Genomic DNA, 26,969 nt, shown 5'->3' with positions numbered 1-26,969 from the left:
CATGCAGCAGCAGCTTCAGCCCCCGCGCGCGGTGGGCATTCTCGGGGGCATGGGCCCGGCCGCAGGCGCGGATTTCGTGCGCCTGTTCGTGCAGGCCTGCACGGCGCACCTGCAGCAGCAGGGCCTGCCCGTGCATGACCAGGCCTATCCCGAGCACTGGCTGGTGCAACTGCCCATGCCCGACCGCAGCGCCGCGCTGCGCGCGGACCCGCAGTCGCCCACGGGGCCGGCCCAGCACCTGCTGCAGGGCGTGGGCCGCATGGCGGCGCTGGGCGTGCGCAGCGTGGCCCTGGCCTGCAACACGGCCCATGCCTGGCATGGGCAGCTGCAGGCGCTGTTTCCGCAGCTGCATGTACTGCATATCGCGCGCCAGGCCGCCCTGCACCTGCAGGCCGGCGGCGCGCAGCAGGCCATCGTGCTGGCCACGCAGGGCACCTATGACAGCGGCCTGTACGACGCGGCGCTGGCCGAGTGCGGCATCACCGCGCTGCAGCCCGATGCGCAGGGCCGCGCGCGGCTCATGCAGGGCATCTACGACGGCGTCAAGCAGGGCGACATGGACCTGGCCGCGCGCTGCTTCGGCGAGGTGCTGGCGCCGCTGCTGCAGCGCCATGGCGATGTGCCCGTGATCATGGGCTGCACCGAGATCCCGCTGGTCCTGCCGCAGTCGCCGCTGGCGCGCGGTGCCGAGCTGGTGGACCCTGCCTGGATACTGGCTCAGGCCCTGGCCGGCGATGCCTATGGACAGGTCCGAACTCCAGCGCATTAGTTTTTCAAGGTGTTGCGCGCCATTCAATAACTGCCTAGGAACCTGGCGCGGCTCAACTCAGGGGCACCGAGGAAGGGCCTACGCCGGCCGCGCCGCCCCGCACCGAGGGTGTCGCCGGGTGCCCGTATGCCCCCTTCAGGGGGAAGGCGCGAAGCGACTCAGGGGGTGTTTCAATAAGTCTCCAGATGCAGCCGGCCTTCGCGCTTGAGGCGTGTGCCGATCTGTTCCCAGTCCAGCCCGGCTTGCTGCGCCACGTCGCGCAGTGCCAGTACCACGCCTTCCTCCATGCTCTTGAGCCCGCAGACGTAGAAGTGCGCGTTGTCGTCGCGCAGCAGGGCCGCCAGGTCGGCCGCACGTTCGCGCAGCAGGTCCTGCACGTAGCGCCGGGGCTGGCCGGCCACGCGCGAGAAGGCCAGGTTGTTGTCGATGAAGTCGCGCGGCAGGCTTTGCAGCGGGCCGAAGTAGGGCAGCTCCTGCGGCGTGCGTGCGCCGAAGAACAGCATGAGTTTGCCGCCTTCGAACTTGCCGCTCTTGCGCAGCCGCCTGCGCCATTCGGTCATGGCGCGCATGGGGGCGCTGCCCGTGCCCGTGCAGATCATCACGATGTGCGAGCGGGGATGGTTGGGCATCAGGAACGACTGGCCGAACGGGCCTATGACCTGGACCCTGTCGCCGATGCGTGCGTCGCACAGGTAGTTGCTGGCCACGCCGCGCACAGGGCGGCCCTGGTGGTCCTGGGTGACGCGTTTCACGGTCAGCGCCAGGTTGTTGTAGCCGGGCCGCTCGCCATTGCGCGCACTGGCCACCGAGTACTGGCGCGCCACATGCGGGCGGCCCTGGGCATCGGTGCCGGGTGCAATGACGGCGATGGACTGGCCTTCGAGCACGGGGAACGGCTGGCTGCCGAAGTCCAGCACGATGTGGTGGGTCTCGCTGTCGAAGCCCGCCTCCGTGCAGTTGAGGTTGCCGACCACGGTGGCCGTGACGGGGCTCCTGGGGCCATGCAGGTTGGTGTACGGATGGGCGGCCGACCAGGGCGGCACGGTGGCGCCGTAGCTGGCGCTGCGCAACACCTGGGTATCGGCCTTGTCGTCGGGCCGGGCCGCATCTGCACCGCGCGTGGCGGCCGCCGCGATCACGGCCTGGGCCTGGCTCAGGTCCTCGGCGGCAGGTGCGTCCCCTGTGTCCTGTGCCTGGGCCCGTGCCTGGACCAGCGCCTCAGGCGGCAGCTCCTCGGGCAGCTCGTCCCAGAGCAGCTGCTCGGCCACGGGATAGGCGCTTGCCAGCGGCACCTTGCGCCAGTTGTCGATGGCGCCCGTGGGGCAGGGCGAGACGCAGTCCATGCAGCCGTTGCACTGCTCGGCCAGTACCACGTAGTTGCGGTCATCGTGCGTGATGGCGCCCACGGGGCAGGTGGCCTCGCAGGTGTTGCAGCGGATGCAGATCTCCGGGTCGATCAGGTGCTGCGTGAGGATGCCGTGTTCTACCAAGGCGACTGTCATGGGCGACTCCCTGCTGGCGCGGCGCTTCAGTTGAAGCGCACGTATTCGAAATCCACGGGCTGGCGGTTGATGCCCATGACCGGCGGCGCGATCCAGCCCGCGAACTGGCCCGGCTCCACGCAACGGCCCATGAGCGAGGCGACGAAGGCGCGGTCGGCGTCCGAGGGCAGCCATTCGGCCTCGCGCATGCGCCATTCCTGCTCGCTGACCACGCGGCCGTCGGGGCTCATGCGCACGCCGGCCAGTGCGCCGATCTGGCGGTTGAAGGCCTTGTGCGGCACGGTGAGGCGGAAATCGATGCCGGCCTTTTCCATGACCTTGTTCCAGCGGCCCACGCCCGCGTTGGAGTCCTTGATGTAGTCGTCGCGCAGCACCTCGTTGAGCGCGTTGAGCATGGGCACTTCCTTTTCCTGCAGCCTGCCGTCCACGACCTCCAGCACCTTGTAGTGCTGGTCGTGCAGGCGGTGGTCGTCCGCGCGCTTGCCTTCCTCGTAGCGGCCCTTGAGGCCACTGCTGTAGAAGGTGGCGGCATTGCTGGACTGGTCGGCGCCGAACAGGTCGATGGTCACGCTGTAGTGGAAGTTCAGGTAGCGCTGCAGCGTGGGCAGGTCGATCACGCCGGCCGCGCGCAGGCGGCCCACGTCGTCGGTGCGCAGCTCGTTCATGACCTGGCAGGTGCGCTGCAGCACGCGCGAGACACCGGACTCGCCCACGAACATGTGGTGGGCCTCCTCGGTCAGCATGAATTTGGTGGTGCGCGCCAGCGGGTCGAAGGCGCTCTCGGCCAGCGCGGCCAGCTGGAACTTGCCGTCGCGGTCGGTGAAGTAGGTGAACATGAAGAAGGACAGCCAGTCGGGCGTCTTCTCGTTGAAGGCGCCCAGGATGCGCGGGTTGTTCTCGTCGCCGGACTGGCGCTCCAGCAGGGCCTCGGCCTCCTCGCGGCCGTCGCGGCCGAAATGCTTGTGCAGCAGGTAGACCATGGCCCACAGGTGGCGGCCTTCCTCCACGTTGACCTGGAACAGGTTGCGCAGGTCGTACATGGACGGCGCGGTCAGGCCCAGGTGGCGCTGCTGCTCCACCGAGGCGGGCTCGGTGTCGCCCTGGGTGACGATGATGCGGCGCAGGTTGGCGCGGTGCTCGCCGGGCACGTCCTGCCAGGCCTTCTCGCCCGCGTGGTCGCCGAAGTGCACCTTGCGGTCGGCCTCGGCCGGGTTCAGGAAGATGCCCCAGCGGTAGTCACGCATCTTCACGTGGCCGAACTGGGCCCAGCCCTGCGGGTCCACGCTGATGGCGGTGCGCAGGTAGACGTCGTAGTCGGTGGAGCCTTCGGGGCCCACGTCGCCCCACCAGTTCAGGAAGTTGGGCTGCCAGCTCTCCAGCGCGCGCTGCAGGGTGCGGTCTTCGCCGAGGTTGACGTTGTTGGGGATCTTCTCGCTGTAGTTGATGGCGCTCATGGTGGGGTCTCCGTGGATGTTTCGGGGCGTGCCTGCGGTCAGACGCGGTTGAAGTCGAAGCCGGCCTTCTGGCCCGTGCCGTAGAGCTTGAGAGCGCCCTTGTCGCCCACGGCATTGGGGCGGTTGAAGATCCAGTTCTGCCAGGCCGACAGGCGCCCGAAGATGCGCGTGACCATGTTCTCGCGGCTGGCAAAGCGCAGGTTGGCCTCCAGGCCCGTGAGCGCATCGGGCGACATGGCGGCGCGCTCTTCCATGGCGATGCGGATCTCGTCGTCCCAGTCGATGTCGTCGGGCGCGGCCGTGACCAGGCCCAGGGCCAGGGCCTGGTCGCCGTCCAGCGCGCGGCCCGTGGCGGCGCGCGCGGCCTCCAGCGGTGCGGCCTCCTCGTAGAAGCGGCGCTGCAGGCGCGACTGGTCGTTGACCAGGGGCAGCAGGCCGAAATTGAATTCGTCCAGCTGGATGCGCGGGGCGCGCTCGGTGTCATCGGGCAGCACCAGCATGTAGGCGCGGTCGGCCGCGAAGGCCAGCTCGGCCAGCATGCCTACGAAGCAGGAGCCGGGCTCGATCAGCGCGAACAGCGTGCGCGAGGACACATCCAGCCGCGCAAAGCTGCGGCGCAGCAGGCCCAGCGTCTCGCGCGCCAGCCAGTGGTCCTGGTGGGCCAGCAGGGCTGCGTCTGCGGCCAGCACGGCGGTGGCATCGCCTTCGGTCTTGAGCAGCCAGGTGCCCACGTCCAGCTCGTTGGTGCGCAGGTGCAGGATGGCGTCGTCCAGCTCGCGGCCCATGGCCAGCGGCCACCAGGCGTCGCCGGCCTGCTCGATGGCTTCGATGGTGGCGGGCTGCGGGCCTTGCCCAAGCATGGGCGCCTTCACGGTCAGCGTGGCGCTGCGGCGCGCGCGGTCGATCTGCACGCTGACATGGCGGTAGTGCAGGGCGTCGTCCGTGGCCTCGCGCTCCAGGCGCGTGAGCGTGATGCCCTGCGCATTGGCGGGGCGCGTGCTGCCTTCGGCCAGGCGCTGCGCGCGCTGGGCCACCACGGCCTCGAACTGCGCGGGCTTGGCCACGGCATCCACCAGGCGCCAGTCCACGGCGCGCTGGCCGCGCACGCCTTCGACGCTGGTGCAGAAGATGTCGGCCAGGTCATGGCGCACATGGCGCTTGTCGGTCACGCGCGTGAGGCCGCCCGTGCCGGGCAGCACGCCCAGCAGCGGCACCTCGGGCAGGGAGACGGAGGAGGAGCGGTCGTCGATCAGCACGATGTCGTCGCAGGCCAGGGCCAGCTCGTAGCCGCCGCCTGCGCAGGCCCCGTTGACGGCGGCCAGGAACTTCAGGCCCGAGTGGCGCGAACTGTCCTCGATGCCGTTGCGCGTCTCGTTCGTGAACTTGCAGAAGTTCACCTTCCAGGCATGGCTGGACACGCCCAGCATGAAGATGTTGGCGCCCGAGCAGAAGATGCGGTCGCGCCCGCTGGTGACGATGACGGTGCGCACCTGCGGATGCTCGAAGCGGATGCGGTTGAGCGCGTCGTGCAGCTCGATGTCCACGCCCAGGTCGTAGCTGTTGAGCTTGAGCTTGTAGCCGGGCCGTATGCCGCCGTCCTCGGCGATGTTCAGCTGCATGCGGGCGATGGCGCCCTCGACGGTGAACGACCAGTGGCGGTACTGGGCGGGCTCGGTGCGGTAATCGACAGTGGGGCTGGACGGGTGCATGGACGGCCTCTTGGATGAAAAATAGTGCAGTCGCAGATACGGTGCAGGCACAATTATGCAGATTCATCCCAAAAATGCACGCAGCAACACGCACGATAGTGCGTGTTTTGTTGATATCCAGGGTAAACACCAGCAGTACAGGCGAAAAAAATCCAGGCCTGGGGCCTGGATGCCGTGGGTTGCTGCCGCCGTCTCAGCGTGCGGGCAGGAACAGTGCCTTCAGCTGATCGAAGCTCTGCTCCAGCGTCTGCCCGCTGGTATCCACCACGTGGTCGGCCTTGGCATAGAAGCCGGCGCGGCCTTCGAGGATGCTGCGCAGATCGTCCATGGCCTCAGGATTGGCGGCCATGGGGCGGGTGTCGCCCTGGGCCACGACGCGGGCCATGTGCTCCTCGGGCTGGGCCTTGAGCCAGACCGTGGTGCAGTGCGACAGCAGCTCGTTGAAGGTGGCCGGGTCGGAGACGATGCCGCCCGGCGTGGCGATGACCACGTCGCTGTAGATCTGCACGGCTTCCTCCAGCGCGCGGCGCTCGTAGCGGCGGTAGGCGTTGGCACCGTACAGGTCGTGGATGGCGCGCACGCTGCAGCCCGCAATGCGCTCGATTTCCTGGTTGAGTTCGAGGAAGGGCACGCCCAGCTGCTCGGCCAGCATGCGGCCCAGCGTGGACTTGCCCGCGCCGCGCAGGCCGATCAGGGCGATGCGCGTGTGGCGCTGGCGGTCGCTGGGCGCCGTGCCCAGCAGCTCGCCTGCGGCCAGGCGCACGCGGCGCAGATCCTCTTCATCGCGGCCTTCCAGCAGCTCGCGGATCAGCAGCCATTCGGCGCTGGTGGTGGTCACGTCGCCCAGCAGCTCGGCCATGGAGCATTGCAGGGCCTGTGCAATATGGTGCAGGACCAGCACCGACACATTGCCCGTGCCGTACTCGAGGTTGGCCAGGTGGCGCTCCGAGACATCGGCCGCCGCCGCCAGGGCGCGCCGCGTCATGCCCCGGCGCGAGCGCAGGCTGCGCACACGCTCGCCCAGCGCCTGCAGCACCTGGTTCCTGGGGGCTTCTGAGAGGGAATCCGCCGCCCCGGCGGACTGGGCTGCCGTCTCGAACTGGTCCATAGAGTTTCCTTGAAGAGGGCGTGAATGATAAACAGTCGGGGTTAACACCAGCCATGCAATATAGTGCTTGACGCTCGGTGGTGTTCTAACTATCTTTCTGATGCACGCACAATATTGCATGTTGTGCGGAAGATCACAAGTCGGGCCGGATGCCCGATGTCGAAGGAGACCCCGATGATCGACTTCACCCAGCCCTTCAATTTCGCCGCGCACCTGTTCGCGCTCAATGAGGGGCGGCCCGGCAAGATCGCCTACATCGACGACCACGGCACGCTGAGCTACGGCCAGCTGCAGCAGCAGGCGCAGCGCATGGCCAGCGGCCTGCTGGCGGCGGGCATCCACCGCGAGGAGCGCGTGCTGCTGCTCATGCACGACCGCCATGAATGGGCCGTGGCCTTTCTGGGCGCGCTGTATGCGGGCGTGGTGCCGGTGGCGGTGAACACCTTGCTCACGGCCGACGACTACGCCTACATGCTGGGCCACAGCCGCGCCCAGGCCGTGCTGACCTGCGATGCACTGCTGCCCCTGCTGCGCCAGGCGATGGACCGGGCGCCCAACGAGGTGCGCCATGTCTGGGTGGCCGGCGACGAAGCGGCCGCGCGCGCCGCAGGCTTTGCGCCCCTGCAGCCCTGGCTGGCGGCGCAGCCGCCGCTGCCCGCACCGGCGCCCACGCTGGGCGATGACCCGGGCTTCTGGCTGTATTCCTCGGGCTCCACGGGCAAGCCCAAGGGCGCGGTCCACACGCATGCCAATCCGTACTGGACGGCCGAACTCTATGGCGGCCCGGTGCTGGGCCTGGGCGAGGGCGACATCTGCTTTTCCGCCGCCAAGCTCTACTTCGCCTACGGCCTGGGCAATGCCCTGAGCTTTCCGCTGAGCGTGGGCGCCACCGTGCTGCTGATGGCCGAGCGGCCCACACCCGAGGCCACCTTCGCGCGCTGGGTGCAGCACCGGCCCACGGTGTTCTTCGGCGCGCCCACGGGCTTTGCGGGCATGCTGGCCTCGCCGCTGCTGCCCGCGCGCGAGCAGGTCAGCCTGCGCATGTGCTCCTCGGCCGGCGAGGCGCTGCCGGCCGAGATCGCCCAGCGTTTCAAGGCGCATTTCGGCGCCGACATCGTGGACGGCATCGGCTCCACCGAGATGCTGCACATCTTCCTGTCCAACCGGCCCGGCGACATCCGCTACGGCACCACGGGCAAGCCCGTGGACGGCTACCGCGTGGAGCTGCGCGGCGAGGACGGCCGCCCCGTGGCCGATGGCGAGGTGGGCGACCTGTTCATCCAGGGCCCCAGCGCCGCCCTCATGTACTGGGGCAACCGCGACAAAACGCGCGAGACCTTCCAGGGCGGCTGGCTCAAGAGCGGCGACAAGTACGTGCGCGACGCCGATGGTTACTACACCTATGCCGGGCGCAGCGACGACATGCTCAAGGTCAGCGGCATCTATGTCTCGCCCTTCGAGGTCGAGGCCACGCTGATGCAGCACCCGGCCGTGCTGGAGGCCGCCGTGATCGGCAAGACCGACGCCGACGGCCTGCTCAAGACCAAGTCCTTCGTCGTGCTCAAGGACGGCTGCAGCGCCACCGAGGCCGAACTCAAGGCCTTCGTGAAGCAGCGCCTGGCCGCCTACAAGTACCCGCGCTTCATCGAGTTCGTGGACGAACTTCCCAAGACCGCCACCGGAAAGATCCAGCGTTTCCGCCTGCGTGAACGCGAAGCCAGCGTCGGCTGAACGGCCCCTTCCGATTCCCCTGACAAAAGCAAGACCCATCCACCACAAGGAGACACGCATGAACACCGATCGCAAACACTGGGCCGTCCTCGCCCTGACGGCCTCCCTGTCCTGCGGCGCATATGCGCAGGACAGGATCAAGGTCGGCTTCATGCTGCCTTACAGCGGCACCTATGCGGCGCTGGGCTCGGCCATAGAAAACGGCTTTCGCATGTTCGTGAACGAGCAGGGCGGCAGGCTGGGCGGGCGCGAGATCGAGTTCTTCAAGGTCGATGACGAGTCCGATCCGGCCAAGGCCACGGACAACGTCAACCGCCTGATCAAGCGCGACAAGGTCGATGTGCTGGTGGGCACCGTGCATTCGGGCGTGGCCATGGCCATGGCGCGCGCGGCCAAGGAAAGCGGCACCGTGCTCATCGTGCCCAATGCGGGCGCCGATGCGGTCACGGGCGCCATGTGCGCGCCCAACATCTTCCGTTCGTCCTTCTCCAACTGGCAGTCCTCCTATCCCATGGGCGTGGTGGCCGCCAGGCAGGAGGGCAGGAAAACCGCCATGACCATCACCTGGAAATACGCGGCCGGCGAGGAGATGACCAATGCCTTCAAGGAAGGCTTCGAGAAGGAGGGCGGCAAGGTCAGCAAGCAGCTCACCGTGCCCTTTCCCAACGTGGAGTTCCAGGCCCTGCTGACCGAGATCGCGGCCGCCAGGCCCGATGCGGTGTTTGCCTTCTTCGCGGGTGCGGGCGCCGTCAAGTTCGTCAAGGACTACCACGCGGCCGGCCTGCACAAGACCATCCCGCTGTACGGCTCGGGCTTTCTGACCGACGGCACGCTGGAGGCCCAGGGCGAGGCCGCCCAGGGGGTGCTGACAACGCTGCACTACGCCGACGAGCTGGGCACGGAGCGCGACCGGCGCTTTCGCTCCGCCTATGCCCAGGCCTACAAGCTGATGCCCGATGTGTATGCCGTGCAGGGCTACGACGCCGCCCAGATGCTGGGCGTAGGCCTGAAGGCGGCGGGCGGCGACATCGCGAAGAAGGCCGAGTTCCGCCAGGCCATCGAGAAGGCCACCATCCCCAGCCCGCGCGGCGACTTCACCATCAGCAAGTCGCACAACCCCGTGCAGGACATGTACCTGCGCAAGGTCGTGGGCAAGGAGAACCAGCGCATGGGCGTGGCCATCAAGGCCCTGGGCGATACCGGCCGCGGCTGCCGCATGTGAGGCGCGGGGCGCATTCATACGGACGCATACGGACATCGCCATGGACCTTGCCACCTTTCTCGTGCAGTGCCTGAACGCCGTCCAGTACGGGCTGCTGCTGTTCCTGCTGGCCTCGGGCCTGACGCTGATCTTCGGGATCATGGGCGTGATCAACCTGGCCCATGGCAGCTTCTACATGATCGGCGCCTACATGGCCTTTGCGCTGACCCCGCTGCTGGGCCAGCACTTCATCACCATGCTGCTGGCCGGCGTGGCGCTGACCGTGGTGCTGGGCTATGCGCTGGAGTGGGCCTTCTTCAGCTACCTCTACGAGCGCGAGCACCTGCAGCAGGTGCTGATGACCTTCGGGCTGATCCTGGTGTTCGAGGAGCTGCGCTCGCTGCTGGCGGGCAACGACGTGCATGGCGTGCCGCTGCCCGGCTGGCTGTCGGGCAGCTTCTCGCTGGGCGGGCTCATGAGCTATCCGTGGTACCGGCTGTTCGCCTCGGGCGTGTGCCTGCTGGTGGCGCTGGCGCTGTACTGGGTGGTCAACCGCACGCGCCTGGGAATGATGGTGCGCGCGGGCGCCAGCAACCGCGACATGGTGCGCGGCCTGGGCATCGACGTGAAGCGCCTGTACCGCATCGTCTTCGCCATCGGCGTGGCGCTGGCGGCACTGGCGGGCATGATCGCCGCGCCCATGAGTTCGGTCTATCCGGGCATGGGCGGCAACGTGCTCATCATCTGCTTCGTGGTGGTGGTGATCGGCGGCATCGGCTCGATCACGGGCGCGCTGCTGGCCTCGCTGCTGGTGGGCTTTGTCGATACCTTCGGCAAGCTGTTCTTCCAGGAGCTCAGCGGCATGAGCGTCTACCTGCTGATGGCGGTGGTGCTGGTGTGGCGGCCCCAGGGCCTGATGGGGCAAAGGAGCTGAACAATGGCCGTATCCAATCCTTCTCCGGCCCTGCTGGCGGCCGCCGTGCAGCCCCTGCAGCCTGTGCAGCCCGCAGAGATGCCGCGGCGCGCCTGCCGATGGCAGGCCTGCGCCGTGCCGCTGGCCTGCGTGGCGCTGCTGGCGCTGGCCGGCCCCTGGTGGTCGGACTATCTGTCGGGCCTGGTGGTCAAGACCATGATCCTGGCCATCTTCGCGCTCAGCCTGCAGTTGCTGGTGGGCGGCACGGGCCTGGTGAGCCTGGGGCATGCGGCCTTCATGGGCCTGGGCGCCTATGCCGCCGTGCTGTCCGCAGGCAACGAAGGCGGCAGCCTGCCGGCCATGCTGGGCTGGGCGCTGCTGGCCTCGGGCGGCTATGCGCTGCTGGTGGGCCTGCTGAGCCTGCGCACGCGCGGCATCTACTTCATCATGGTGACGCTGGCCTTCGCACAGATGGCCTACTTCGTGGTCCACGACACGGGCATCGGCGGCGGCAGCGATGGCATCTACCTGATGGCCCGGCCCGCGCTGGGCGCCATCGACATGGAAATCCCGCGCGTGCAGTACTACGTGGTGCTGGCCGCCCTGGTGCTGGTCTATGCCTTCCTGGCCGGGCTGCGCCAGTCGCGCTTCGGCGCGGCGCTGGCGGGCATACGCGTCAACGAACAGCGCATGCGTGCGGCCGGCTTCACCACCTACGGGTACAAGCTCGCGGCCTTCGTGCTGGCCGGCATGCTGGCCGGCGTGGCCGGCTTTCTGCTGGCGGTGCGCGATGCCGTGGTCAACCCCGAGCTGCTGTCCTGGCACCACTCGGGTGAGGTGCTGCTGATGGTCATCCTCGGCGGCCTGGGCTCGCTGCGCGGCGCCGTGCTGGGCACGGTGGCCTTCATCGCGCTCAAGGAGGTGCTGTCCACGCATGCCATCGTCGGCCCCATGGCCGACCACTGGCAGCTGAGCCTGGGCCTGGCCATCATCGTGCTCGTGGCCCTGCTGCCGAAAGGACTGATGGGGCTGATCGGGCTGGCGGGCCTTGCACGGCAACGCGCTGGAGTGCACAACGAGGTCCACCACAAGGAGGCCGACCATGGCTGATGCGGCACTGCTTTCGGTGCGCGGCCTCACGCGCCGCTTCGGCGGGCTCACGGCCGTGGGCGGCGTGGACCTGGACCTGCACGAGGGCGAGGTCCATGCCGTGATCGGCACCAACGGCGCGGGCAAGTCCACCCTGGTCAACATGCTCTCGGGCGAACTGGCGGCCAGCGCGGGGCGCATTGCGCTCGCCGGCCAGGATGTCACGCGCATGCCCCAGCCCCGGCGTGCGCGTGCCGGCGTGGGCCGCAGCTACCAGCGCACCACCATCTTTCCCGAGTTCTCGGCGCTGGAGAACTGCCGGCTCGCGGCCCAGGCGCAAATGGCGCTCAGGCCCTGGCAGCTGGGCCTGTCCGCACAGCGCTGCGCGGCCAGCCTGCGCCAGGCCCATGCGGCCCTGGAGCGTGCGGGCCTGGCCGGGCAGGCGCTGGCCGTGGCCGGCACGCTGAGCCACGGCGCCAAGCGCCAGCTTGAAGTGGCCATGTGCCTGGCCACCGGCCCGCGCGTGCTGCTGCTGGACGAACCGCTGGCCGGCATGGGCGCCGAGGAGACCGAGCGCATGCTGGCCCTGCTGCAGGAGCTCAAGCGCGGCCATGCGGTACTGCTGGTCGAGCACGACATGGACGCCGTGTTCCGCATCGCCGACCGCATCACCGTGATGGTCAACGGCAGCGTGGTGGCCACGGGCACGCCCGCGCAGATCCGTGTCGATCCCGTGGTCCGTACTGCGTATCTGGGAGAAGACCATGACTGAGCCCATGTTCGCCATCGACGAGCTGCATACCTACTACGGCGACAGCCACATCCTGCAGGGCGTGAGCCTGGCGCTGGGCGCGGGCCAGGCCGTGGGCCTGCTGGGGCGCAACGGCATGGGCAAGACCACGCTGATCCGCACGCTCATGGGCTATGTTCCGGCACGCGCCGGCCGCCTGCGCGCCGATGGCCGCGACTGCACGGGCGCGCCGCCCGAGCGCATGGCGCGGCTGGGCATTGGCTATGTGCCAGAGGGGCGCGGCATCTTCCCCAACCTCAGCGTGCGCGAGAACCTGGTCATGAGCGCCCGCCCCGGCCTGCAGGGCGAGCGCCACTGGACGCTGGAGCGCGTGCTCGACACCTTCCCCCGGCTCGCGGAGCGCCTGTCCAACGGCGGCGACCAGCTCTCTGGCGGCGAGCAGCAGATGCTGTCCATAGGCCGCGCGCTGATGACGCATCCGCGCCTGCTCATCCTCGACGAAGCCACCGAAGGCCTGGCCCCCCTGGTCGTCGCCGAAATCTGGCGCGTGATCGCCGCCATCCGCAGCACCGGCATCTCCACCCTGATCGTGGACCGCGACTACAAAAAGGTCCTGGCCCACACCGACCGCGCCGTGGTCATGGCCAAGGGCCGGCTGGCGCTGCAGGCCGACTCGCGGGAGCTGCTGGCGCAGCCGGAGCGCCTGTCGGAGTTGCTGGGGGTTTGATCAGGACTGGGCCGCCACCGGCGGCTGCGCCGCGAGCTTGACGTTCTGCGCATGCGTGGGCGGCAGCAGCGCCATGGTCAGGCTGCAGGTGCAGGTCAGGCGGCCGGTTTCGTCGTGCAGTTCGATGGCCCAGACATGGGTGGTCTGGCCCAGGTGCACGGGGCGGGCCGTGCCCGTGACCCAGCCCTGGCGCGCGGCGCGCACATGGTTGGCCGAGACGTTCAGGCCCACGCTGCGCCAGCCTTCGGGGATGGAGCAGGCCGCGGCCACCGAGCCCAGGGTTTCGGCCAGCACCACGTTCACGCCGCCGTGCAGGATGCCGTAGGGCTGGCAGGTGCGCTGGTCCACGTGCACGCGGCCGCGCAGGAAGTCGTCACCGATCTCGGTGAACTCGATGCCCAGGTGCGAGACGGCCGTGTCGGCGCTCAGCGAGGTGATGTCTTCAAGGGTGAAGCTGCGCTTCCAGATCGGCATGGGAGAAGTCCTGTGGGTGCAACGAAAAAGACGGCCCCGGGGGCCGTCCTTGCATGCTACGCCAGTCCAGGCAGCCATGCCGATGGCCGCCTGTAGCCCAGGAGACTGCGTGCTGGCGCGCTAGCACGGTTCAGGCGCGCATGTCGCCCGTTTCGACAAAGCGCTGGTGCCAGCTCAGCGCTTCGCCCAGGATGTGCGGCGTGTGCAGCGCGCCCTGGCGCTGGGCGCGGTCGAAGTAGTCCTGCAGCTGGGGACGGAAGTCGGGATGGGCGCAGCGGTCGATGATGACCTGGGCGCGCTTGCGCGGCGACAGGCCGCGCAGGTCGGCCAGGCCCTGCTCGGTGACGATGATCTGCGTGTCGTGCTCGGTATGGTCCACGTGCGAGCACATGGGCACGATGCAGCTGATCTTGCCGCCCTTGGCCACCGAGGGCGTGACGAAGAAGGACAGGTAGCCGTTGCGCGCGAAGTCGCCCGAGCCGCCGATGCCGTTCATCATCCCCGTGCCCATGACGTGGGTGGAGTTGATGTTGCCGTAGATGTCGGCCTCGATCATGGAGTTCATGGCGATCACGCCCAGCCGGCGCACCAGCTCGGGGTGGTTGCTGATCTCCTGGGGGCGCAGGATGATGCGGTCGCGGTAGAAGTCGATGTTCTCCTCGAAGTCCCTGTAGGCGCTGCCGGACAGCGAGATCGAGGTGGCCGAGGCGCGGCTCATCTTGCCTGCGCGCAGCAGGTCCAGCATGCCGTCCTGCAGCACCTCGGTGAAGCCCAGCAGGTTCTCGAACGGACCCGTCAGCAGGCCGGCCAGCACGGCGTTGGCCACGTTGCCCACGCCCGACTGGATGGGCAGCATCTCCTTGGGCAGGCGGCCCATCTTCATCTCGTGCGCGAGGAAGTCGATGATGGACGCGGCGATCAGGTTGGAGTTGGCGTCGGGCTGGGCGAAGACGTTGTCGCGGTCGCCCTTGTGGGTCTCGACCACGGCGACCACCTTGGCCGGGTCCACGCGCAGGTAGGGCTCGCCGATGCGGTCATCGGCATGGGTCAGGGCAATGGGCACGCGGCGCGGCGGGATGGCCGTGCCGTAGTAGATGTCGTGCATGCCTTCCATCTTGGCCGGCGGCTTGGTGTTGACCTCCAGGATCACCTTGTCGGCGATCTCCAGCCAGGTCTTGTTGTTGCCCACGGCGGTGGAGGGGATGAGGCGTCCGTCCTCGGTCACGCCCAGCACCTCGACCACGGCCACGCTCATGGGGCCCAGGAAGCCGAACCACGCATGCTGGGCCACGTGGGACAGGTGCATGTCGATGAAGTCGATCTCGCCGGCATTGATCCTGGCGCGGCAGGTCGGGTCGGTGTTGAAGGGCAGGCGCTGGCCCAGTGCGCCGGCCTCGGCCAGGGCGCCGTCCATCTCGGCGGCCGTGGAGGCGCCGGTCCAGACATTGATCTTGTAGGGCCGGCCGGCCGCGTGTTCGCTCTTGGCGTGCTGGGCGATGGCCTGGGGCAGGGCCTTGGGGTAGCCCGCGCCCGTGAATCCGCTCATGCCGACGTTGACGCCGTGGGGAATCAGGGCGGCGGCCTGCTCGGCCGTCATGGTGCGCGAAAGGAATTCTGGGAAACGTACGCGGTCTGCGAGGGACATCTATGGCTCCGGCTGACGGCTCGCGCCAGCCGGCAGGGTGCCGCAGCGCTGGCTTGCAAGCCTAAAAAAAACCGCCCCATGCAAGAACGCAAGGGCGGTATATCTCCGGAAACCGATGGTAGCAGCGCTGGCAGCGGCCCTCGGGTTTCCCCGTAAAGGCCCTGCCGCGCAGTCAAAGGCTCAAAGAATGTTTGCGTGCGCTCACATTCAATGAATCAGTGGCTGATCGTCGCGTGCGTGATCCAGCAGCGCGTACAGGATGATGGCGCCGAAAGTCGCGGTCCCGATGCCGCCCAGCGCGAAGTCGCCGAACTTGAGCGTGAAGTCGCCCGTGCCCAGGATCAGGGTGATGGCCGCCACGATCAGGTTCTTGTTCTGCGAGAAGTCCACGCGGTTGTCCACCCAGATCTTGGCGCCGGCCACGGCGATCAGGCCGAAGACCACGATGGACACGCCGCCCATCACGGGCAGCGGGATCGCCTGGATCAGCGCGCCGAACTTGGGCGAGAAGCCCAGCAGCACGGCCAGGACGGCGGCCACGAAGAACACGGCCGTCGAGTAGATGCGCGTGGCGGCCATCACGCCGATGTTCTCGGCATAGGTGGTCACGCCGGTACCGCCGGCCGCGCCGCTGACCATGGTGGCCACGCCGTCGCCGATGAAGGCCCGGCCCATGTACTGGTCCAGGTTCTTGCCGGTCATGGCGGTCACGGCCTTGATGTGGCCCAGGTTCTCGGCCACCAGGATGATGACCACGGGCACGATGAGCACCATGGCCGGGCCGCTGAACACGGGCGCGTGGAACTGGGGCAGGCCGAACCAGGCGGCATTGATCACGCCCGACAGGTCCACGGGCTTGCCCATGCCCAGCACATTGGTGAACAGGCCGTACAGCAGGCTGGCGGCGATCAGGCCCACCAGGATCAGCAGGCGCTGCACCATGCCGCGCGTGAACACGGCCACCAGGCCCACGCAGACGAAGGTCAGGGCCTGCATCCACGACTCGAAGTTGTTGGCCGCCATGTTCTTGACGGGTATGGCCGCCAGGTTCAGCCCGATCACGGCCACCACGGCGCCCGTGACCACGGGCGGCATGAAGCGCTCGATCCAGCGCGTGCCCACCATCTGCACCACCAGGCCGATCAGCGCATAGACCGCGCCGCAGGCAATGATGCCGCCCAGCGCCACGCCGATGTTGCCGTTGGCACCCTTGCCGCCATAGGCCGTGGCTGCGATCACCACGCCGATGAAGGCAAAGGACGAACCCAGGTAGCTGGGCACCTTGCCGCCCGTGATCAGGAAGAAGATCAGCGTGCCGATGCCGCTCATGAGCACGGCCACGTTGGGGTCGAACCCCATGAGGATGGGCGCCAGCACGGTGGAGCCGAACATGGCGATCACGTGCTGTATGCCCATCAGCCCGGTCTGTGGCCAGGGCAGGCGCTCATCGGGGCCGATCACGCCTCCCCGTTGCAGCTGGTTGGCGGATTTTTCCGTCCATTGGAAAAGGCCCATGTGGCATCGCTCCTTGTAAAAAATTGGCGCGATATTAGAGGCATTTGTTTTCTGGCAGGTGGGGTGGAGCGGAAATTTTTTCCCAGTGTTTGTGCGGAGATACGCGATCCGGCCCGCAGACTTTGTCGCCCAGGTGCCAGGCTAGTGGCTTTCCCGTCTGGGCTCGCGGGCAGCGCGCGCGTACCGTGGCCGGTCATGAGCCATACCCCTGCCTTCATCCCCCAGATCCGCCTGTACCAGGACTGGCTGCGCGAGCGCCACGGCCTGCAGTTCGACAGCTACGACGCCCTGTGGCGCTGGTCGGTGACCGACCTGGACGCCTTCTGGCAAAGCATCTGGGACTACAACGCGCTGCAGTCGCCCACGCCGCACACGGCCGTGCTGGAGCGCAACACCATGCCCGGCGCCCAGTGGTTTCCGGGTGCCCAGATCAACTACACGCGCCAGGCGCTGCGCCATGTGGATGCCGCCCATGCGGCCGGCATGCCCGCCGTGGTCAGCCGCAACGAGACGGGCCGCCACCGCGAACTGTCCTGGCCCGAGCTGCGCCGGCAGGTGGCCGCCCTGGCCCTGCACCTGAAAGCCCAGGGCGTGGGCCGCGGCGACCGCGTGGCCGCCTACCTGCCCAACATCCCCGAGGCCATGGTCGCCCTGCTGGCCACGGCCAGCCTGGGCGCCGTCTGGAGCATCTGCGCGCCCGACATGGGCACCAACGCGGTGCTGGACCGCTTTCGCCAGATCGCGCCCAAGGCGCTGATCGCCGTCGATGGCGTGCACTACGCCGGGCGCGATATCGACCGCATGGCCGTGCTGGCCGAGCTGCGCGCAGGCCTGCCCAGCGTGGAGCATGTGGTCCTTGTGCCCAACCTGGACCTGCAGGCCAGCCTGGCCGATGCCGCCGACTACGGCCAGGTCACGGCCCGCGACGACGCGGCCACGGCGGCCTTCGAGCCCGAATGGCTGCCCTTCGACCACCCGCTGTGGATCGTCTACTCCAGCGGCACCACCGGCCTGCCCAAGCCCATCGTCCACGGCCATGGCGGCATGGTGCTGGTGGCCCTGCAGCTCAAGGCCCTGCACAACGACGTGGGCTGCAGCTACCACCCCAACAGCTGGGGCGAGCGCTACCACTGGTACAGCTCCACGGGCTGGGTGATGTGGAATGCCCAGGTCTCGGGCCTGCTGGGCGGCACCACCTGCGTGATCTTCGACGGCAGCCCCGGCGGCAGCAAGGACAGGCCCGACTGGGGCGTGCTGTGGCGCTTCGCGGCCGAGACCGGCGTGACCAGCTTCGGCTCGGGCGCGGCCTTCTACGCCAACTGCATGAAGGCCGGCGTGGACCTGGCCCAGTGCGGCGACCTGTCGCGCATCCGCAGCCTGGGCACCACGGGCTCGCCGCTGTCGCCCGAGGTGCAAAGCTGGGGCACGGCGCAGTTCGCAGGCATGGGGCGGCCTGATATCTGGTGGAACAATATTTCCGGCGGCACCGACTTCGCGGGCGCCTTCATCGGCGGCCACCGCGAGCTGCCCCAGCAGCCGGGCATCATGCAGTGCCGCCAGCTGGGCGCGGCCGTCGAGGCGTGGAACGAGCAGGGCCAGCCCGTCATCGACGAGGTGGGCGAGCTGGTCTGCACCCAGCCCATCCCGTCCATGCCTCTGTACCTGTGGGGCGATGCGGACGGCAAGCGCTACCTGTCCAGCTACTTCGACATGTACCCGGCCGGCCATGGCCGCGCGCCCGGTGGCGGCGACGGCCCTGCCGCCATGGGCCCGGTCTGGCGCCACGGCGACTGGATACGCATCCTCCCGGAGGGCGGCTGCATCATCTACGGCCGCAGCGACGCCACCATCAACCGCCACGGCCTGCGCATGGGCACCAGCGAGATCTACAGCGCCGTCGAGGCCCTGCCCGAAGTGCTGGACTCCATGGTCGTGGACCTCGAATACCTGGGCCGCGAAAGCTACATGCCGCTGTTCGTGGTGCTGCGCCCGGGCGTGGTGCTGGACGACGCCCTGCGCGCCCGCCTGCAGGGCGCCATCCGCCAGGCCCTGTCGCCGCGCTTCGTGCCCGACGAGATCGTGCAGGTGGCCGAAATCCCGCGCACGCTCAGCGGCAAGAAGCAGGAGCTGCCCATCAAGAAGCTGATGCTGGGCCAGCCGCTGGACAAGGTGGTCAACAAGGAGGCCATGGCCAACCCGGGCTGCCTGGACTGGTACGTGGGCTTTGCGGCGCAGCATGCCAAGGCACAGGCTGCCTGATATTCAAACGGTATCAGTGGCGCGGTTTTTAATATTGGACTGCGACAGACCGGCTGCCTAGAGTGGGGTCCAACCATGGAGCCCTGCAATGAGCGTGCTTGATTCCCTTGCCCTGACCCGCATCCCCGCCGAGGACGAAGCCCTGCGCGCCGAGGTGCGCGCCTTCCTCGCCCAGGCCATAAGCGGCCTGCCGCCCCATGTGCGTGCGCGCTCCTGGGGCGGCTACAGCGCCGAACTGAGTCGGCAGCTGGGCGAAAAGGGCTGGATAGGCGTCACCCTGCCGCGCGAGTACGGTGGCGGCGGGCGCAGCGCCTTCACGCGCTACGTGCTGGTGGAGGAATACCTGGCTTGCGGCGCGCCCGTGGGCTCGCACTGGATTGCCGACCGCCAGAGCGGTCCGCTGATCCTCAAGTACGGCACCGAGGCGCAAAAGCGGTTCTACCTGCCGCGCATCTGCCGGGGCGAGGCCTTCTTTTGCATCGGCATGAGCGAGCCCGGCGCGGGCTCGGACCTGGCCAGCGTGAAGACGCGCGCCGCGCCGAACGGCAAGGGCTTCGTGCTCAACGGCCAGAAGATCTGGACCACCAACGCCCACCACTGCCACTACATGATCGCCCTGGTGCGCACCTCGGGCGAGGCGGGTGACCGGCACAAGGGGCTGTCCCAGGTCATCGTGGACCTGTCGCTGCCGGGCGTGACCGTGCGGCCCATCACCGACCTCTCGGGCGACAGCCATTTCTGCGAAGTCTTCTTCGACAACGTGCAGCTGCCGCCCGACGCCCTGATCGGCCAGGAAGGCCAGGGCTGGGAGCAGGTCACGGCCGAGCTGGCCTTCGAGCGCAGCGGACCCGAGCGGCTGCTCTCCAGCATCGTGCTGTTCGACGAATGGCTGGCCTGGCTGCGTGCAACGGGCGAGCGCAGCGAAGGCGCGCTGCGCCTGGCCGGCCGCGTGTTCACCGAGCTGGCCCCGCTGCGCGCCATGTCGGTGGCCGTGCAGGACAAGCTGGTGCGCGGCGAAAGCCCCATCGTCGAGGCGGCCCTGGTCAAGGAGCTGGGCACGACGCTGGAGCAGTCCATTCCCGCCGCCATCGCCGACGACCTGTTCGCACGCGAGGCGTCCGAGGTTCCGCTGGAGCTGCTGCGCACCCTCAACTACGTGACGGAGGTTGCGCCTTCGTATTCGCTGCGCGGCGGCACGCGCGACATCCTGCGCGGAATGATCGCGCGAGGTTTGGGACTTCGTTGACACGAAGCGCCCCCTGAGCCGCTGCGCGTCTTCCCGTTGCACGGCGCCCCCTCTCGCTTCGCGGGGGGACGACACCCTCGGTGCGGGGCGGCGCGGCCGGCGTAGGCCCTTCCTCGGTGTCCCTGGTGTTAAAGGCGCGCCAGTTTCAAACGGAACGCCCAAGGCCTGGCGTCATGTGTCATGAATGGAGAGAGACATGGAAGACGATTTGTTTGCCGACGCCGCACGCCAGCTGCTGCAGGGCGAGTGCACGCCCGCGCGGGTGCGCGCCATCGAGGGCGGGGGCTCGCCCCGGGCGCTGTGGCAATCGCTGGAGCAGGCTGGCTTTGCCGATGCCCTGGTGCCTGAGGATGCGGGCGGCGCGGGGCTGGCGCTGGCGCAGCTGTTCGATGTGTGGTCGCAGGTAGGCGCCCATGCGCTGCCCGTGCCGCTGGGCGAGACCATGCTGGCGCGCGCGCTGCTGGCGGGCGCGGGGGCGGAGCGTCCACCAGGCGCCATCGCGTTGGCGCAAGGCCTGCTCCAGCCGGATGGCAGCCTGCACTGCGCACCCGTGCGCCTGGGCGCGGTGGCGGACAGCGCGCTGGTGCAGCATGCGCAGGGCTGGAGCCTGCTGCCCGTGGCGCAGGCGCAGTCCGAGCCAGCGGCCTTCTGCCTGGACGTGAACCTGCGCTGGAGCGCCGATCAGGTCCGCGCGGTGCCTGCTCCCGCTATCGCCCTGCCGGATGGGCTGGACCTGCGCACGCTGCAGGCCGGCCTGGTGGCGGCGCAGCTCGCGGGCGCGCTCATGGAGGTGTTCCAGCGCACGCTGCAGTACGCGAATGACCGCCAGCAGTTCGGCCGCCCCATCGGCAAGTTCCAGGCCATTCAGCACCAGCTGGCGGTGATGAGCGAGCATGTCTTCGCCGCGCGCATGGCGGCCCGGCTGGGCTGCGCGGGGCAGGGCCTCTTTCCCGATCGGCTGCGCGTGGCCGTGGCCAAGGCGCGCTGCAGCCAGGCCGCGCTGGCCGTGGCCGAGGCGGCCCACGCCATCCACGGCGCCATGGGCTTCACCGAGGAATACGACCTGCAACTGCTCACGCGCCGCCTGCATGCCTGGCGCCAGACGGCCGGCTCCGAGTCGTACTGGCATGGCGTGGCGGGTGCCGCGCTGGTCCATGGCCACGCGGGCAGCACGCTGGACCTGATCCGCTCCACCACCGATATCACCGCCTGACAGGCTCTCGAAGGAACCCCATCCATGCCCTTTCTGAACATCGAGCGCGACGGCGCCATCTGGACCCTCACCATGAACCAGCCCGAGACGCGCAATGCGCTCACGGGCAACACGGCCGTGGAGGAATTCGTGCAGGTCTGCGACGAGATCCGGCGCGATGCCTCGGTCAAGGCCGTCATCCTCACGGGCGCCGGCCCCATCTTCAGCTCGGGCGGCAACGTCAAGGACATGCAGCGCTTCTTCGACGACGCGCTCACGCCCGACGCCATCCGCGAGGAGTACCGCCAGGGCATACAGCGCATTCCGCGCGCCCTCAACCAGCTGGACGTGCCCGTGATCTGCGCCATCAACGGCCCGGCCATCGGCGCGGGGCTGGACCTGACCTGCATGTGCGACATCCGCATCGCCAGCGAGACGGCCACCTTTGCCGAGAGCTTCGTGCGCGTGGGCATCGTGCCGGGCGACGGCGGCGCCTGGCTGCTGCCGCGCGCCGTGGGCCGCGCCAAGGCGGCCGAGATGGCGTTCACGGGCGAGGCCATCGACGCGCAGCAGGCCCTGGCCTGCGGCCTGGTCAGCCGCGTCGTGCCGGCCGACCAGCTGCTGGCCACGGCGCGCGCGCTGGCCGACAAGATCGCCGCCAACCCCGGCGCCGTGATGCGCATGACCAAGCGCCTGCTGCGCGAGGGCGAGCACAGCACGCTGGAGTCGCTGCTGGAGCTGTCCGCCGGCTACCAGGCCCTGGCCCACAAGACCGCCGACCACCGCGAGGCCGTGATGGCCTTCGTGGAGAAGCGTAAGCCCCGGTTTCAGTGACCGGGCCCGCCCGGCCCCCGCCACGGGGGCATGGGCCGTGTGTGACACAACACAAATGGACACTCCCCGGTGCCGGCCTCCCGGCGGGAGTGGGCGCCCATGTACTGCGCACACAGTACACTTTGCGCGTCGAGAGGCAACTCTCCCATCCACCGCACTCCCAGTCCCATGGCCGTTGAAACGACGAGTACTGCCCGCCCCAGCTTCGACCTCAAGAGTGCGCAGCTGCCCGTGGTGGCCGTGACCCTGCGGGATACCGACGTACGTGCGCTCGTGGCCGACCTGGCCCAGCGCCTGGCCGACGACCCGGATTTCTTCGACAACGACCCCGTACTGATCGACCTGGCCCATGTGCGTGATGCCGAGGAGGCCATCGACTTCGCCGTGCTCGTGGAGGCACTGCGCTTTCACCGCACCGTGCCCGTGGCCGTGCGCGGCGGCAGCCCGGCGCAGATGGAGGCGGCGCGTGCCGCAGGCCTGGCGCCCGCGCCCGAGGCCGCACCCGTGCGGCCCACGGTGCCCGAGATCGAGATCCAGGAAGTCGTGCGCGAGATCGAGGTGGTGCGCGAGGTGCCTGCTCCCCAGGCCGACGCCCTCATCGTGGACAAGCCGCTGCGCTCGGGCCAGCGCGTCTATGCGCGCGGCACCGACATCGTGGTGCTGGCCATGGTCAGCTATGGCGCCGAAGTCATCGCCGACGGCAACGTCCATGTCTACGCGCCGCTGCGCGGCAGGGCCATCGCCGGGGCACGCGGCAACACCGAGGCGCGCATCTTCAGCACCTGCATGGAAGCACAGCTGCTGTCGATTGCCGGCATCTATCGCACAATCGAGACCGATCTCCCGGCGGACGTGGCTGCCAGGCCCGCCAAGGTGCGTCTCGACGGCGAGAAAATCCTCATCGAGCCGGTATGACACCGGACCCCTCTTCTTTGCTCTCCAGTCTTTAAGGAACCGTGCAAACATGGCCAAAATAGTCGTCGTGACCTCCGGCAAGGGTGGCGTGGGCAAGACCACCACCAGCGCCAGCTTCGCATCGGGCCTCGCATTGCGCGGGCACAAGACCGCCGTCATCGATTTCGACGTGGGCCTGCGCAACCTCGACCTGATCATGGGCTGCGAGCGCCGCGTGGTCTACGACCTGATCAACGTCATCCAGGGAGAGGCCAACCTCAACCAGGCCCTGATCAAGGACAAGCAGTGCGACAACCTCTTCGTGCTGGCCGCCTCCCAGACGCGTGACAAGGATGCGCTGACGCAGGACGGCGTCAAGAAGATCCTGGACGACCTGGCGGGCATGGACTTCGAGTACATCATCTGCGACTCGCCGGCCGGCATCGAAAGCGGCGCCCTGATCGCCATGCACTTCGCCGACGAGGCCCTGGTCGTGACCAACCCGGAAGTCTCCTCCGTGCGCGACTCCGACCGCATCCTGGGCATGCTCAGCTCCAAGACCGCGCGCGCCATCGCGGGCGAGAGCGTCAAGGAACACCTGCTGATCACGCGCTACAACCCCAACCGCGTGCAGGACGGTCAGATGCTGTCGCTGGAGGACATCCAGGACATCCTGCGCATCGAGCTGATCGGTGTCGTGCCCGAATCCGAAACCGTGCTGCAGGCCTCCAACCAGGGCATTCCCGCCGTGCACATGCAGGGCTCGGACGTGGCCGAGGCCTACCAGGACGTGGTCGCGCGCTTCCTGGGCGAGGAAAAGCCCATGCGCTTCACCGAAGCGCAAAAGCCCGGCTTCTTCAAACGCATGTTCGGGGGGAGGTAAGCGGCCATGTCCATGCTCTCTTTCCTGCTCGGAGAAAAGAAGAAGACGGCCTCGGTGGCCAAGGAGCGCCTGCAGATCATCCTCGCGCGCGAACGCGTGGGCGGCAATGGCGGCGGTCCCGACTACCTGCCTGCGCTGCAAAAGGAGCTGATGGCGGTGATCTCCAAGTACGTGGACATCGACGTCAACGATATCAAGGTGCACCTGGAGCGCCAGGAAAACCTCGAAGTGCTCGAAGTCAAGATCGAACTGCCCGACGCCTCGCGTTGAGCGCTGCCCGGCGCCGTGCTCAGCCCAGGCGCAGCGTGCAGCGCAACCCGCCCAGCGGGCTCGGCCCCATCTCCAGCGATCCACCATAGGTCTCGGCGATGTCGCGCACGATGGCCAGGCCCAGGCCGTGGCCCTGGGCCTGTTCGTCGAAGCGGACACCGCGCTCCATGGCCTGCGCGAGATGCTCCGGCGCCAGGCCTGGGCCGTCGTCATCGATCTGCAGCAGCGTCGTCGTGCCATCCTGGCGCACGGCCAGCGTGACGCGGCTGCGCGCCCACTTGCCGGCGTTGTCCAGCAGGTTTCCCGCCATCTCCTCCAGGTCCGAGGCCGCGCCGCGCCAACGCAGCCCATGGCCGGGCAGCGGCGTGGAGGTCTGGATGGACCAGGACAGGCGCCGCTGGGCGTGGATCTGGCGCATGGCATCCAGCAGCCGGGCCAGCACCTCATCCAGCGCCACGCTGCCGGCGCTGCCGGCGCCGCTGGCGAAGCGCGCCAGATGGCGGTCGATGGTGTGGGACATGGCCTGTACCTGGTCACGCAGCCACGGGCCATCGACCTGATGGCCGCGTGCCTGGATGCCGAGCACGGCCAGCGGCTTCTTGAGCGCATGGCTCAGGTCGGCTGCCTGGTGGCGCGCGCGCTCCACGACCTGGGCATTGCGCTGCAGCACCTGGTCCACGGCCTCGGCAATCGGGTCCAGGTCGGGGCCGAAGTGCCGCCCCAGCTGCGTGCGTGTGCCGTCTTCCATGTCCTGCAGCGCCTGCTGCAGGCTGCGCAGCGGCTGCAATCCCAGGCGCACCAGCGCCACCGTGCACAGCAGCAGCGCGGCGACCAGGCCCAGCTCGGTGACCAGCAGGATGCGGTCGATGCGGCGCCATTCCTGGCGCGTACCGTCCAGTGGGCCGAAGACGTGCAGCTGCACGCGCCGGCCCGCGACATCGAAGCTGCGGCGCAGGCCCAGCAGTTCGCGCCCCTGCGGCCCGCGCAGCGACAGCAGCGTCTCGCTGCCCTTGTGCCGGGGCCAGGGACGGGCGTCGTCCAGCTCCAGGCTGTCGTCCCAGACCGAGCGCGACTGCTGCAGGCGCCCGTCCTGCTCCAGTGTCCAGTACCAGCCCGAGAAAATGCGGCCGAACTCGCCGCGATTGAGCCGCGTGCCCTGTCCGGTCAGGGGTCCCGGGGACTGCAGCTCGGCCTGCAGCCGCTCGGCGCGGTCCTGCAGGCCGGCCTTGAAGCTGCGCAGCACCGCATCGTGCAACTGCTCACGCAGCAGCCAGCTGGCGGCCGTGCCGCAGGCCAGCGTGGCCACCAGGCTCAGTGCCAGCAGGCGCTCCGACAGGCCCCAGTGCCTAGGACGCATGGTCGCCGCTGGCCTGCTGCAGGCGAAAGCCCCGTCCGCGCTCGGTATGGATCAGGCCATGCGGGGACAGTTTGCGGCGGATGCGGCCGACCAGCACGTCCACGGTGTTGGAGTCCGGGTCCAGGTCGCGTGCGTAGACATGCTCGCTGATGTCGGCGCGGCTGACGAGCTGTCCATGCCGGTTGGTCAGAAAGCTCAGGATGCGTTGCTCCTGCGCGGTCAGCGCAAGCGGCCGACCTTCGAGCGTGAAGCGGTCTGCCATGGTGTCGTAGGCCAGCGGGCCTATCTGCACCAGGGGCCGGCTGCCGCCTGCTGCGCGCCGGTGCAGCACGCGCAGCCGCGTGACGACCTCCTCGTGCAGAAAGGGCTTGGTCAGGTAGTCGTCCGCGCCGGCCTGGAAGGCCGTGAGCTTGTCGCTCCAGCGGTTGCGGGCCGTGAGCACCAGCACGGGAAAGGAGCGGCCCTGCTCGCGCCAATGGCGCAGCACCGAGACGCCGTCCTGTCCTGGCAGCCCCAGGTCCAGCAAGGCGGCGTCATAGTGTTCGACGCTGCCCAGTTCCTGGGCGAGGCGGCCGTCCGCGCAGCACTCGGCCAGCATGCCGGCCTCCTGCAGGATGGCCTGCAGGCCTGCAGCAAGATCGGCGTCGTCTTCGACGATGAGCACCCGCATCAGCGCAGTCCGTCCTCTTCGATGGGCTGGCCGCTGTACGCATCCACATGCACTTCGATGCTGCGGCCGGCGCTCAGCTGCAACTCGACCTCGTAGTAGGCGCGCTGCCGGACGTCGATCTTGAGCTCGGCCTCTGTGGCGCGGGCCTGGTACTTGCGCTCCAGTTCCTCAAGAATGCGCGGCAGCGGTTGCAGCGTGGCGGCCTGCTCCCGGCTCAGGACAGGCTCCACCAGGATGCGGCCCGTCTGGGCGTCGGCGCGCAGCAGCTGCTCACGGCCTTCTCGCGTGAGCAGCTGGATCTCGTAGTAGGGCCTGGGGCTGCGCGTTTCCTCCAGCTCGATCTGCAGCACGGTGCCGGGATGCAAGCGGGTGACGGCTGCCGCCACGGCGGACATGGGTATCAGCACGGCGGTGGTCGCGCCCGGCCGGGGGATGTCCTGTCCCGTGACTGCATCGATATAGATCTCCGTGCGCTGGCCATTGGCGAGCTTGATTTCGTACCAGCGCCGGCCGTCGGCGCCGCGCTCGAGTTCGATGTCGATGACGCGCCCTTTGTGGCGCTGCTGCACGTCCTGGAGGATTTCCGCCAAGGGCCGCAGGCGCTTCGACTGCACCTCGCGGCGCACGCTTTCATGCTCCGCTGGCGTGGTGGCAGAGGCGGGCGCCAGCGGCAGGGCCAGCAAGGCAGCAAGTGCGAGGCGGAGTTTCACGGCCACGCATCTTATGTGCACGTTCTTAAACAGTACATGAACGCGCCATTCATGCGCGGTTTAGGC

At 68.6% G+C, this 26,969-nt stretch carries 24 protein-coding genes; 14 read left to right on the top strand and 10 right to left on the bottom strand.

Annotation, left to right across the window (positions count from 1 at the left end; translation table 11 throughout):
• The first annotated feature begins 1 nt into the window (after window position 1).
• Complete coding sequence (locus tag BW39_RS17870) at window positions 2-769, top strand: aspartate/glutamate racemase family protein (protein WP_043823403.1); 768 nt, start codon at window positions 2-4, stop codon at window positions 767-769.
• Between the two features lie 170 nt (window positions 770-939).
• Here BW39_RS17870 and boxA read toward each other — a convergent pair whose 3' ends face one another.
• From boxA to BW39_RS17850, 4 genes are all read right to left on the bottom strand, one after another.
• Window positions 940-2,271: a benzoyl-CoA 2,3-epoxidase subunit BoxA gene (gene boxA, locus BW39_RS17865; protein ID WP_043823402.1), complete on the bottom strand. Its 1,332-nt coding sequence runs from the start codon at window positions 2,269-2,271 to the stop codon at window positions 940-942.
• Between the two features lie 26 nt (window positions 2,272-2,297).
• Window positions 2,298-3,725: a benzoyl-CoA 2,3-epoxidase subunit BoxB gene (gene boxB, locus BW39_RS17860; RefSeq protein ID WP_043823400.1), complete on the bottom strand. Its 1,428-nt coding sequence runs from the start codon at window positions 3,723-3,725 to the stop codon at window positions 2,298-2,300.
• Between the two features lie 38 nt (window positions 3,726-3,763).
• Window positions 3,764-5,434, bottom strand: coding sequence for a 2,3-epoxybenzoyl-CoA dihydrolase (gene boxC, locus BW39_RS17855; protein WP_043823398.1), 1,671 nt, complete (start codon window positions 5,432-5,434; stop codon window positions 3,764-3,766).
• Between the two features lie 193 nt (window positions 5,435-5,627).
• Complete coding sequence (locus BW39_RS17850) at window positions 5,628-6,542, bottom strand: helix-turn-helix transcriptional regulator (RefSeq protein WP_013799986.1); 915 nt, start codon at window positions 6,540-6,542, stop codon at window positions 5,628-5,630.
• Window positions 6,543-6,716: 174 nt separating this feature from the next.
• Here BW39_RS17850 and BW39_RS17845 point away from each other — a divergent pair, with 174 nt between their 5' ends.
• The 6 genes from BW39_RS17845 to BW39_RS17820 are packed head-to-tail and all read left to right on the top strand — an operon-like array spanning window position 6,717 to window position 12,954.
• Window positions 6,717-8,273: a benzoate-CoA ligase family protein gene (locus tag BW39_RS17845; RefSeq protein ID WP_043823397.1), complete on the top strand. Its 1,557-nt coding sequence runs from the start codon at window positions 6,717-6,719 to the stop codon at window positions 8,271-8,273.
• A gap of 58 nt (window positions 8,274-8,331) precedes the next feature.
• On the top strand, window positions 8,332-9,495 hold the full coding sequence (locus BW39_RS17840; protein WP_013799988.1) for an ABC transporter substrate-binding protein: 1,164 nt from the start codon (window positions 8,332-8,334) through the stop codon (window positions 9,493-9,495).
• 40 nt (window positions 9,496-9,535) lie between these two features.
• Window positions 9,536-10,408 carry a branched-chain amino acid ABC transporter permease gene (locus BW39_RS17835; protein WP_043823395.1) on the top strand — a complete coding sequence of 291 codons (873 nt, stop codon included), beginning with the start codon at window positions 9,536-9,538 and terminating at the stop codon, window positions 10,406-10,408.
• 3 nt (window positions 10,409-10,411) lie between these two features.
• A complete protein-coding gene (locus BW39_RS17830; protein WP_043823393.1) occupies window positions 10,412-11,497 on the top strand; it encodes a branched-chain amino acid ABC transporter permease in 1,086 nt (361 codons plus the stop codon).
• Window positions 11,490-12,248 (top strand): ABC transporter ATP-binding protein, encoded by a 759-nt coding sequence (locus BW39_RS17825; RefSeq protein ID WP_043823391.1) that lies wholly within the window; start codon window positions 11,490-11,492, stop codon window positions 12,246-12,248. The genes BW39_RS17830 and BW39_RS17825 overlap by 8 nt, the downstream gene beginning before the upstream one ends.
• A complete protein-coding gene (locus tag BW39_RS17820) occupies window positions 12,241-12,954 on the top strand; it encodes an ABC transporter ATP-binding protein (protein ID WP_442854785.1) in 714 nt (237 codons plus the stop codon). The genes BW39_RS17825 and BW39_RS17820 overlap by 8 nt, the downstream gene beginning before the upstream one ends.
• On the opposite strand, the gene BW39_RS17815 is transcribed toward BW39_RS17820, so the two are convergent.
• The 3 genes from BW39_RS17815 to BW39_RS17805 all read right to left on the bottom strand — a co-directional run bounded on the left by BW39_RS17815 (window position 12,955) and on the right by BW39_RS17805 (window position 16,588).
• A complete protein-coding gene (locus tag BW39_RS17815) occupies window positions 12,955-13,428 on the bottom strand; it encodes a hotdog fold thioesterase (RefSeq protein WP_043823386.1) in 474 nt (157 codons plus the stop codon). It abuts the gene before it with no gap.
• Window positions 13,429-13,558: 130 nt separating this feature from the next.
• The gene (locus BW39_RS17810; protein WP_043789488.1) at window positions 13,559-15,073 is read right to left on the bottom strand and encodes an acetyl-CoA hydrolase/transferase family protein; all 1,515 of its coding nucleotides are present in this window, start codon (window positions 15,071-15,073) and stop codon (window positions 13,559-13,561) included.
• 207 nt (window positions 15,074-15,280) lie between these two features.
• Entirely contained in the window at window positions 15,281-16,588 is a 1,308-nt protein-coding gene (locus tag BW39_RS17805) for a solute carrier family 23 protein (protein WP_012202026.1), read from the bottom strand.
• A gap of 195 nt (window positions 16,589-16,783) precedes the next feature.
• Between BW39_RS17805 and BW39_RS17800 the strand changes: the two genes are divergently transcribed.
• The 7 genes from BW39_RS17800 (at window position 16,784) to minE (ending at window position 24,166) form a co-directional block, all read left to right on the top strand.
• Complete coding sequence (locus BW39_RS17800) at window positions 16,784-18,847, top strand: acetoacetate--CoA ligase (RefSeq protein ID WP_043823383.1); 2,064 nt, start codon at window positions 16,784-16,786, stop codon at window positions 18,845-18,847.
• A gap of 88 nt (window positions 18,848-18,935) precedes the next feature.
• Window positions 18,936-20,093, top strand: coding sequence for an acyl-CoA dehydrogenase family protein (locus tag BW39_RS17795; protein WP_043823381.1), 1,158 nt, complete (start codon window positions 18,936-18,938; stop codon window positions 20,091-20,093).
• A gap of 196 nt (window positions 20,094-20,289) precedes the next feature.
• On the top strand, window positions 20,290-21,306 hold the full coding sequence (locus BW39_RS17790; RefSeq protein ID WP_043823379.1) for an acyl-CoA dehydrogenase: 1,017 nt from the start codon (window positions 20,290-20,292) through the stop codon (window positions 21,304-21,306).
• A 24-nt stretch (window positions 21,307-21,330) separates the two neighbouring features.
• Window positions 21,331-22,119, top strand: a complete 789-nt coding sequence (locus BW39_RS17785; protein ID WP_043823377.1) for a crotonase/enoyl-CoA hydratase family protein — start codon at window positions 21,331-21,333, stop codon at window positions 22,117-22,119.
• A gap of 168 nt (window positions 22,120-22,287) precedes the next feature.
• Window positions 22,288-23,034 (top strand): septum site-determining protein MinC, encoded by a 747-nt coding sequence (minC, locus tag BW39_RS17780; RefSeq protein WP_043823374.1) that lies wholly within the window; start codon window positions 22,288-22,290, stop codon window positions 23,032-23,034.
• Between the two features lie 49 nt (window positions 23,035-23,083).
• Window positions 23,084-23,896: a septum site-determining protein MinD gene (minD, locus tag BW39_RS17775; protein WP_012202032.1), complete on the top strand. Its 813-nt coding sequence runs from the start codon at window positions 23,084-23,086 to the stop codon at window positions 23,894-23,896.
• 6 nt (window positions 23,897-23,902) lie between these two features.
• The gene (gene minE / locus BW39_RS17770) at window positions 23,903-24,166 is read left to right on the top strand and encodes a cell division topological specificity factor MinE (RefSeq protein WP_012202033.1); all 264 of its coding nucleotides are present in this window, start codon (window positions 23,903-23,905) and stop codon (window positions 24,164-24,166) included.
• A 19-nt stretch (window positions 24,167-24,185) separates the two neighbouring features.
• On the opposite strand, the gene BW39_RS17765 is transcribed toward minE, so the two are convergent.
• Genes BW39_RS17765 through BW39_RS17755 form a run of 3 tightly spaced genes read right to left on the bottom strand, consistent with a single transcriptional unit; the run spans window position 24,186 to window position 26,903 of the window.
• Window positions 24,186-25,523: a sensor histidine kinase gene (locus BW39_RS17765; protein WP_043823372.1), complete on the bottom strand. Its 1,338-nt coding sequence runs from the start codon at window positions 25,521-25,523 to the stop codon at window positions 24,186-24,188.
• A complete protein-coding gene (locus BW39_RS17760; RefSeq protein ID WP_013800000.1) occupies window positions 25,513-26,193 on the bottom strand; it encodes a response regulator transcription factor in 681 nt (226 codons plus the stop codon). Before BW39_RS17760 ends, BW39_RS17765 begins: the two co-directional genes overlap by 11 nt.
• The gene (locus BW39_RS17755; RefSeq protein WP_224986229.1) at window positions 26,193-26,903 is read right to left on the bottom strand and encodes a PepSY domain-containing protein; all 711 of its coding nucleotides are present in this window, start codon (window positions 26,901-26,903) and stop codon (window positions 26,193-26,195) included. The genes BW39_RS17760 and BW39_RS17755 overlap by 1 nt, the downstream gene beginning before the upstream one ends.
• Window positions 26,904-26,969 lie beyond the last annotated feature (66 nt).

It is taken from the genome of Delftia sp. RIT313 (genome assembly GCF_000632165.1).
GTDB lineage: Bacteria > Pseudomonadota > Gammaproteobacteria > Burkholderiales > Burkholderiaceae_C > Comamonas > Comamonas acidovorans.
Note: the sequence above shows the minus strand (reverse complement) of the source record. Positions and strands in the feature narration are given on the sequence as shown.

Excerpts from the sequence above, each read along its gene's own strand:
- minD (WP_012202032.1), top strand. The coding sequence starts at position 23,084 with ATGGCCAAAATAGTCGTCGTGACCTCCGGCAAGGGTGGCGTGGGCAAG.
- minE (WP_012202033.1), top strand. The coding sequence starts at position 23,903 with ATGTCCATGCTCTCTTTCCTGCTCGGAGAAAAGAAGAAGACGGCCTCG.
- BW39_RS17800 (WP_043823383.1), top strand. The coding sequence starts at position 16,784 with ATGAGCCATACCCCTGCCTTCATCCCCCAGATCCGCCTGTACCAGGAC.
- BW39_RS17760 (WP_013800000.1), bottom strand. The coding sequence starts at position 26,193 with ATGCGGGTGCTCATCGTCGAAGACGACGCCGATCTTGCTGCAGGCCTG.
- minC (WP_043823374.1), top strand. The coding sequence starts at position 22,288 with ATGGCCGTTGAAACGACGAGTACTGCCCGCCCCAGCTTCGACCTCAAG.
- BW39_RS17825 (WP_043823391.1), top strand. The coding sequence starts at position 11,490 with ATGGCTGATGCGGCACTGCTTTCGGTGCGCGGCCTCACGCGCCGCTTC.
- boxC (WP_043823398.1), bottom strand. The coding sequence starts at position 5,434 with ATGCACCCGTCCAGCCCCACTGTCGATTACCGCACCGAGCCCGCCCAG.
- BW39_RS17810 (WP_043789488.1), bottom strand. The coding sequence starts at position 15,073 with ATGTCCCTCGCAGACCGCGTACGTTTCCCAGAATTCCTTTCGCGCACC.
- BW39_RS17765 (WP_043823372.1), bottom strand. The coding sequence starts at position 25,523 with ATGCGTCCTAGGCACTGGGGCCTGTCGGAGCGCCTGCTGGCACTGAGC.
- BW39_RS17830 (WP_043823393.1), top strand. The coding sequence starts at position 10,412 with ATGGCCGTATCCAATCCTTCTCCGGCCCTGCTGGCGGCCGCCGTGCAG.
- BW39_RS17785 (WP_043823377.1), top strand. The coding sequence starts at position 21,331 with ATGCCCTTTCTGAACATCGAGCGCGACGGCGCCATCTGGACCCTCACC.
- BW39_RS17795 (WP_043823381.1), top strand. The coding sequence starts at position 18,936 with ATGAGCGTGCTTGATTCCCTTGCCCTGACCCGCATCCCCGCCGAGGAC.
- BW39_RS17820 (WP_442854785.1), top strand. The coding sequence starts at position 12,241 with ATGACTGAGCCCATGTTCGCCATCGACGAGCTGCATACCTACTACGGC.
- BW39_RS17850 (WP_013799986.1), bottom strand. The coding sequence starts at position 6,542 with ATGGACCAGTTCGAGACGGCAGCCCAGTCCGCCGGGGCGGCGGATTCC.
- boxB (WP_043823400.1), bottom strand. The coding sequence starts at position 3,725 with ATGAGCGCCATCAACTACAGCGAGAAGATCCCCAACAACGTCAACCTC.
- BW39_RS17870 (WP_043823403.1), top strand. The coding sequence starts at position 2 with ATGCAGCAGCAGCTTCAGCCCCCGCGCGCGGTGGGCATTCTCGGGGGC.
- BW39_RS17845 (WP_043823397.1), top strand. The coding sequence starts at position 6,717 with ATGATCGACTTCACCCAGCCCTTCAATTTCGCCGCGCACCTGTTCGCG.
- BW39_RS17805 (WP_012202026.1), bottom strand. The coding sequence starts at position 16,588 with ATGGGCCTTTTCCAATGGACGGAAAAATCCGCCAACCAGCTGCAACGG.
- BW39_RS17815 (WP_043823386.1), bottom strand. The coding sequence starts at position 13,428 with ATGCCGATCTGGAAGCGCAGCTTCACCCTTGAAGACATCACCTCGCTG.
- BW39_RS17790 (WP_043823379.1), top strand. The coding sequence starts at position 20,290 with ATGGAAGACGATTTGTTTGCCGACGCCGCACGCCAGCTGCTGCAGGGC.
- BW39_RS17840 (WP_013799988.1), top strand. The coding sequence starts at position 8,332 with ATGAACACCGATCGCAAACACTGGGCCGTCCTCGCCCTGACGGCCTCC.
- BW39_RS17835 (WP_043823395.1), top strand. The coding sequence starts at position 9,536 with ATGGACCTTGCCACCTTTCTCGTGCAGTGCCTGAACGCCGTCCAGTAC.
- boxA (WP_043823402.1), bottom strand. The coding sequence starts at position 2,271 with ATGACAGTCGCCTTGGTAGAACACGGCATCCTCACGCAGCACCTGATC.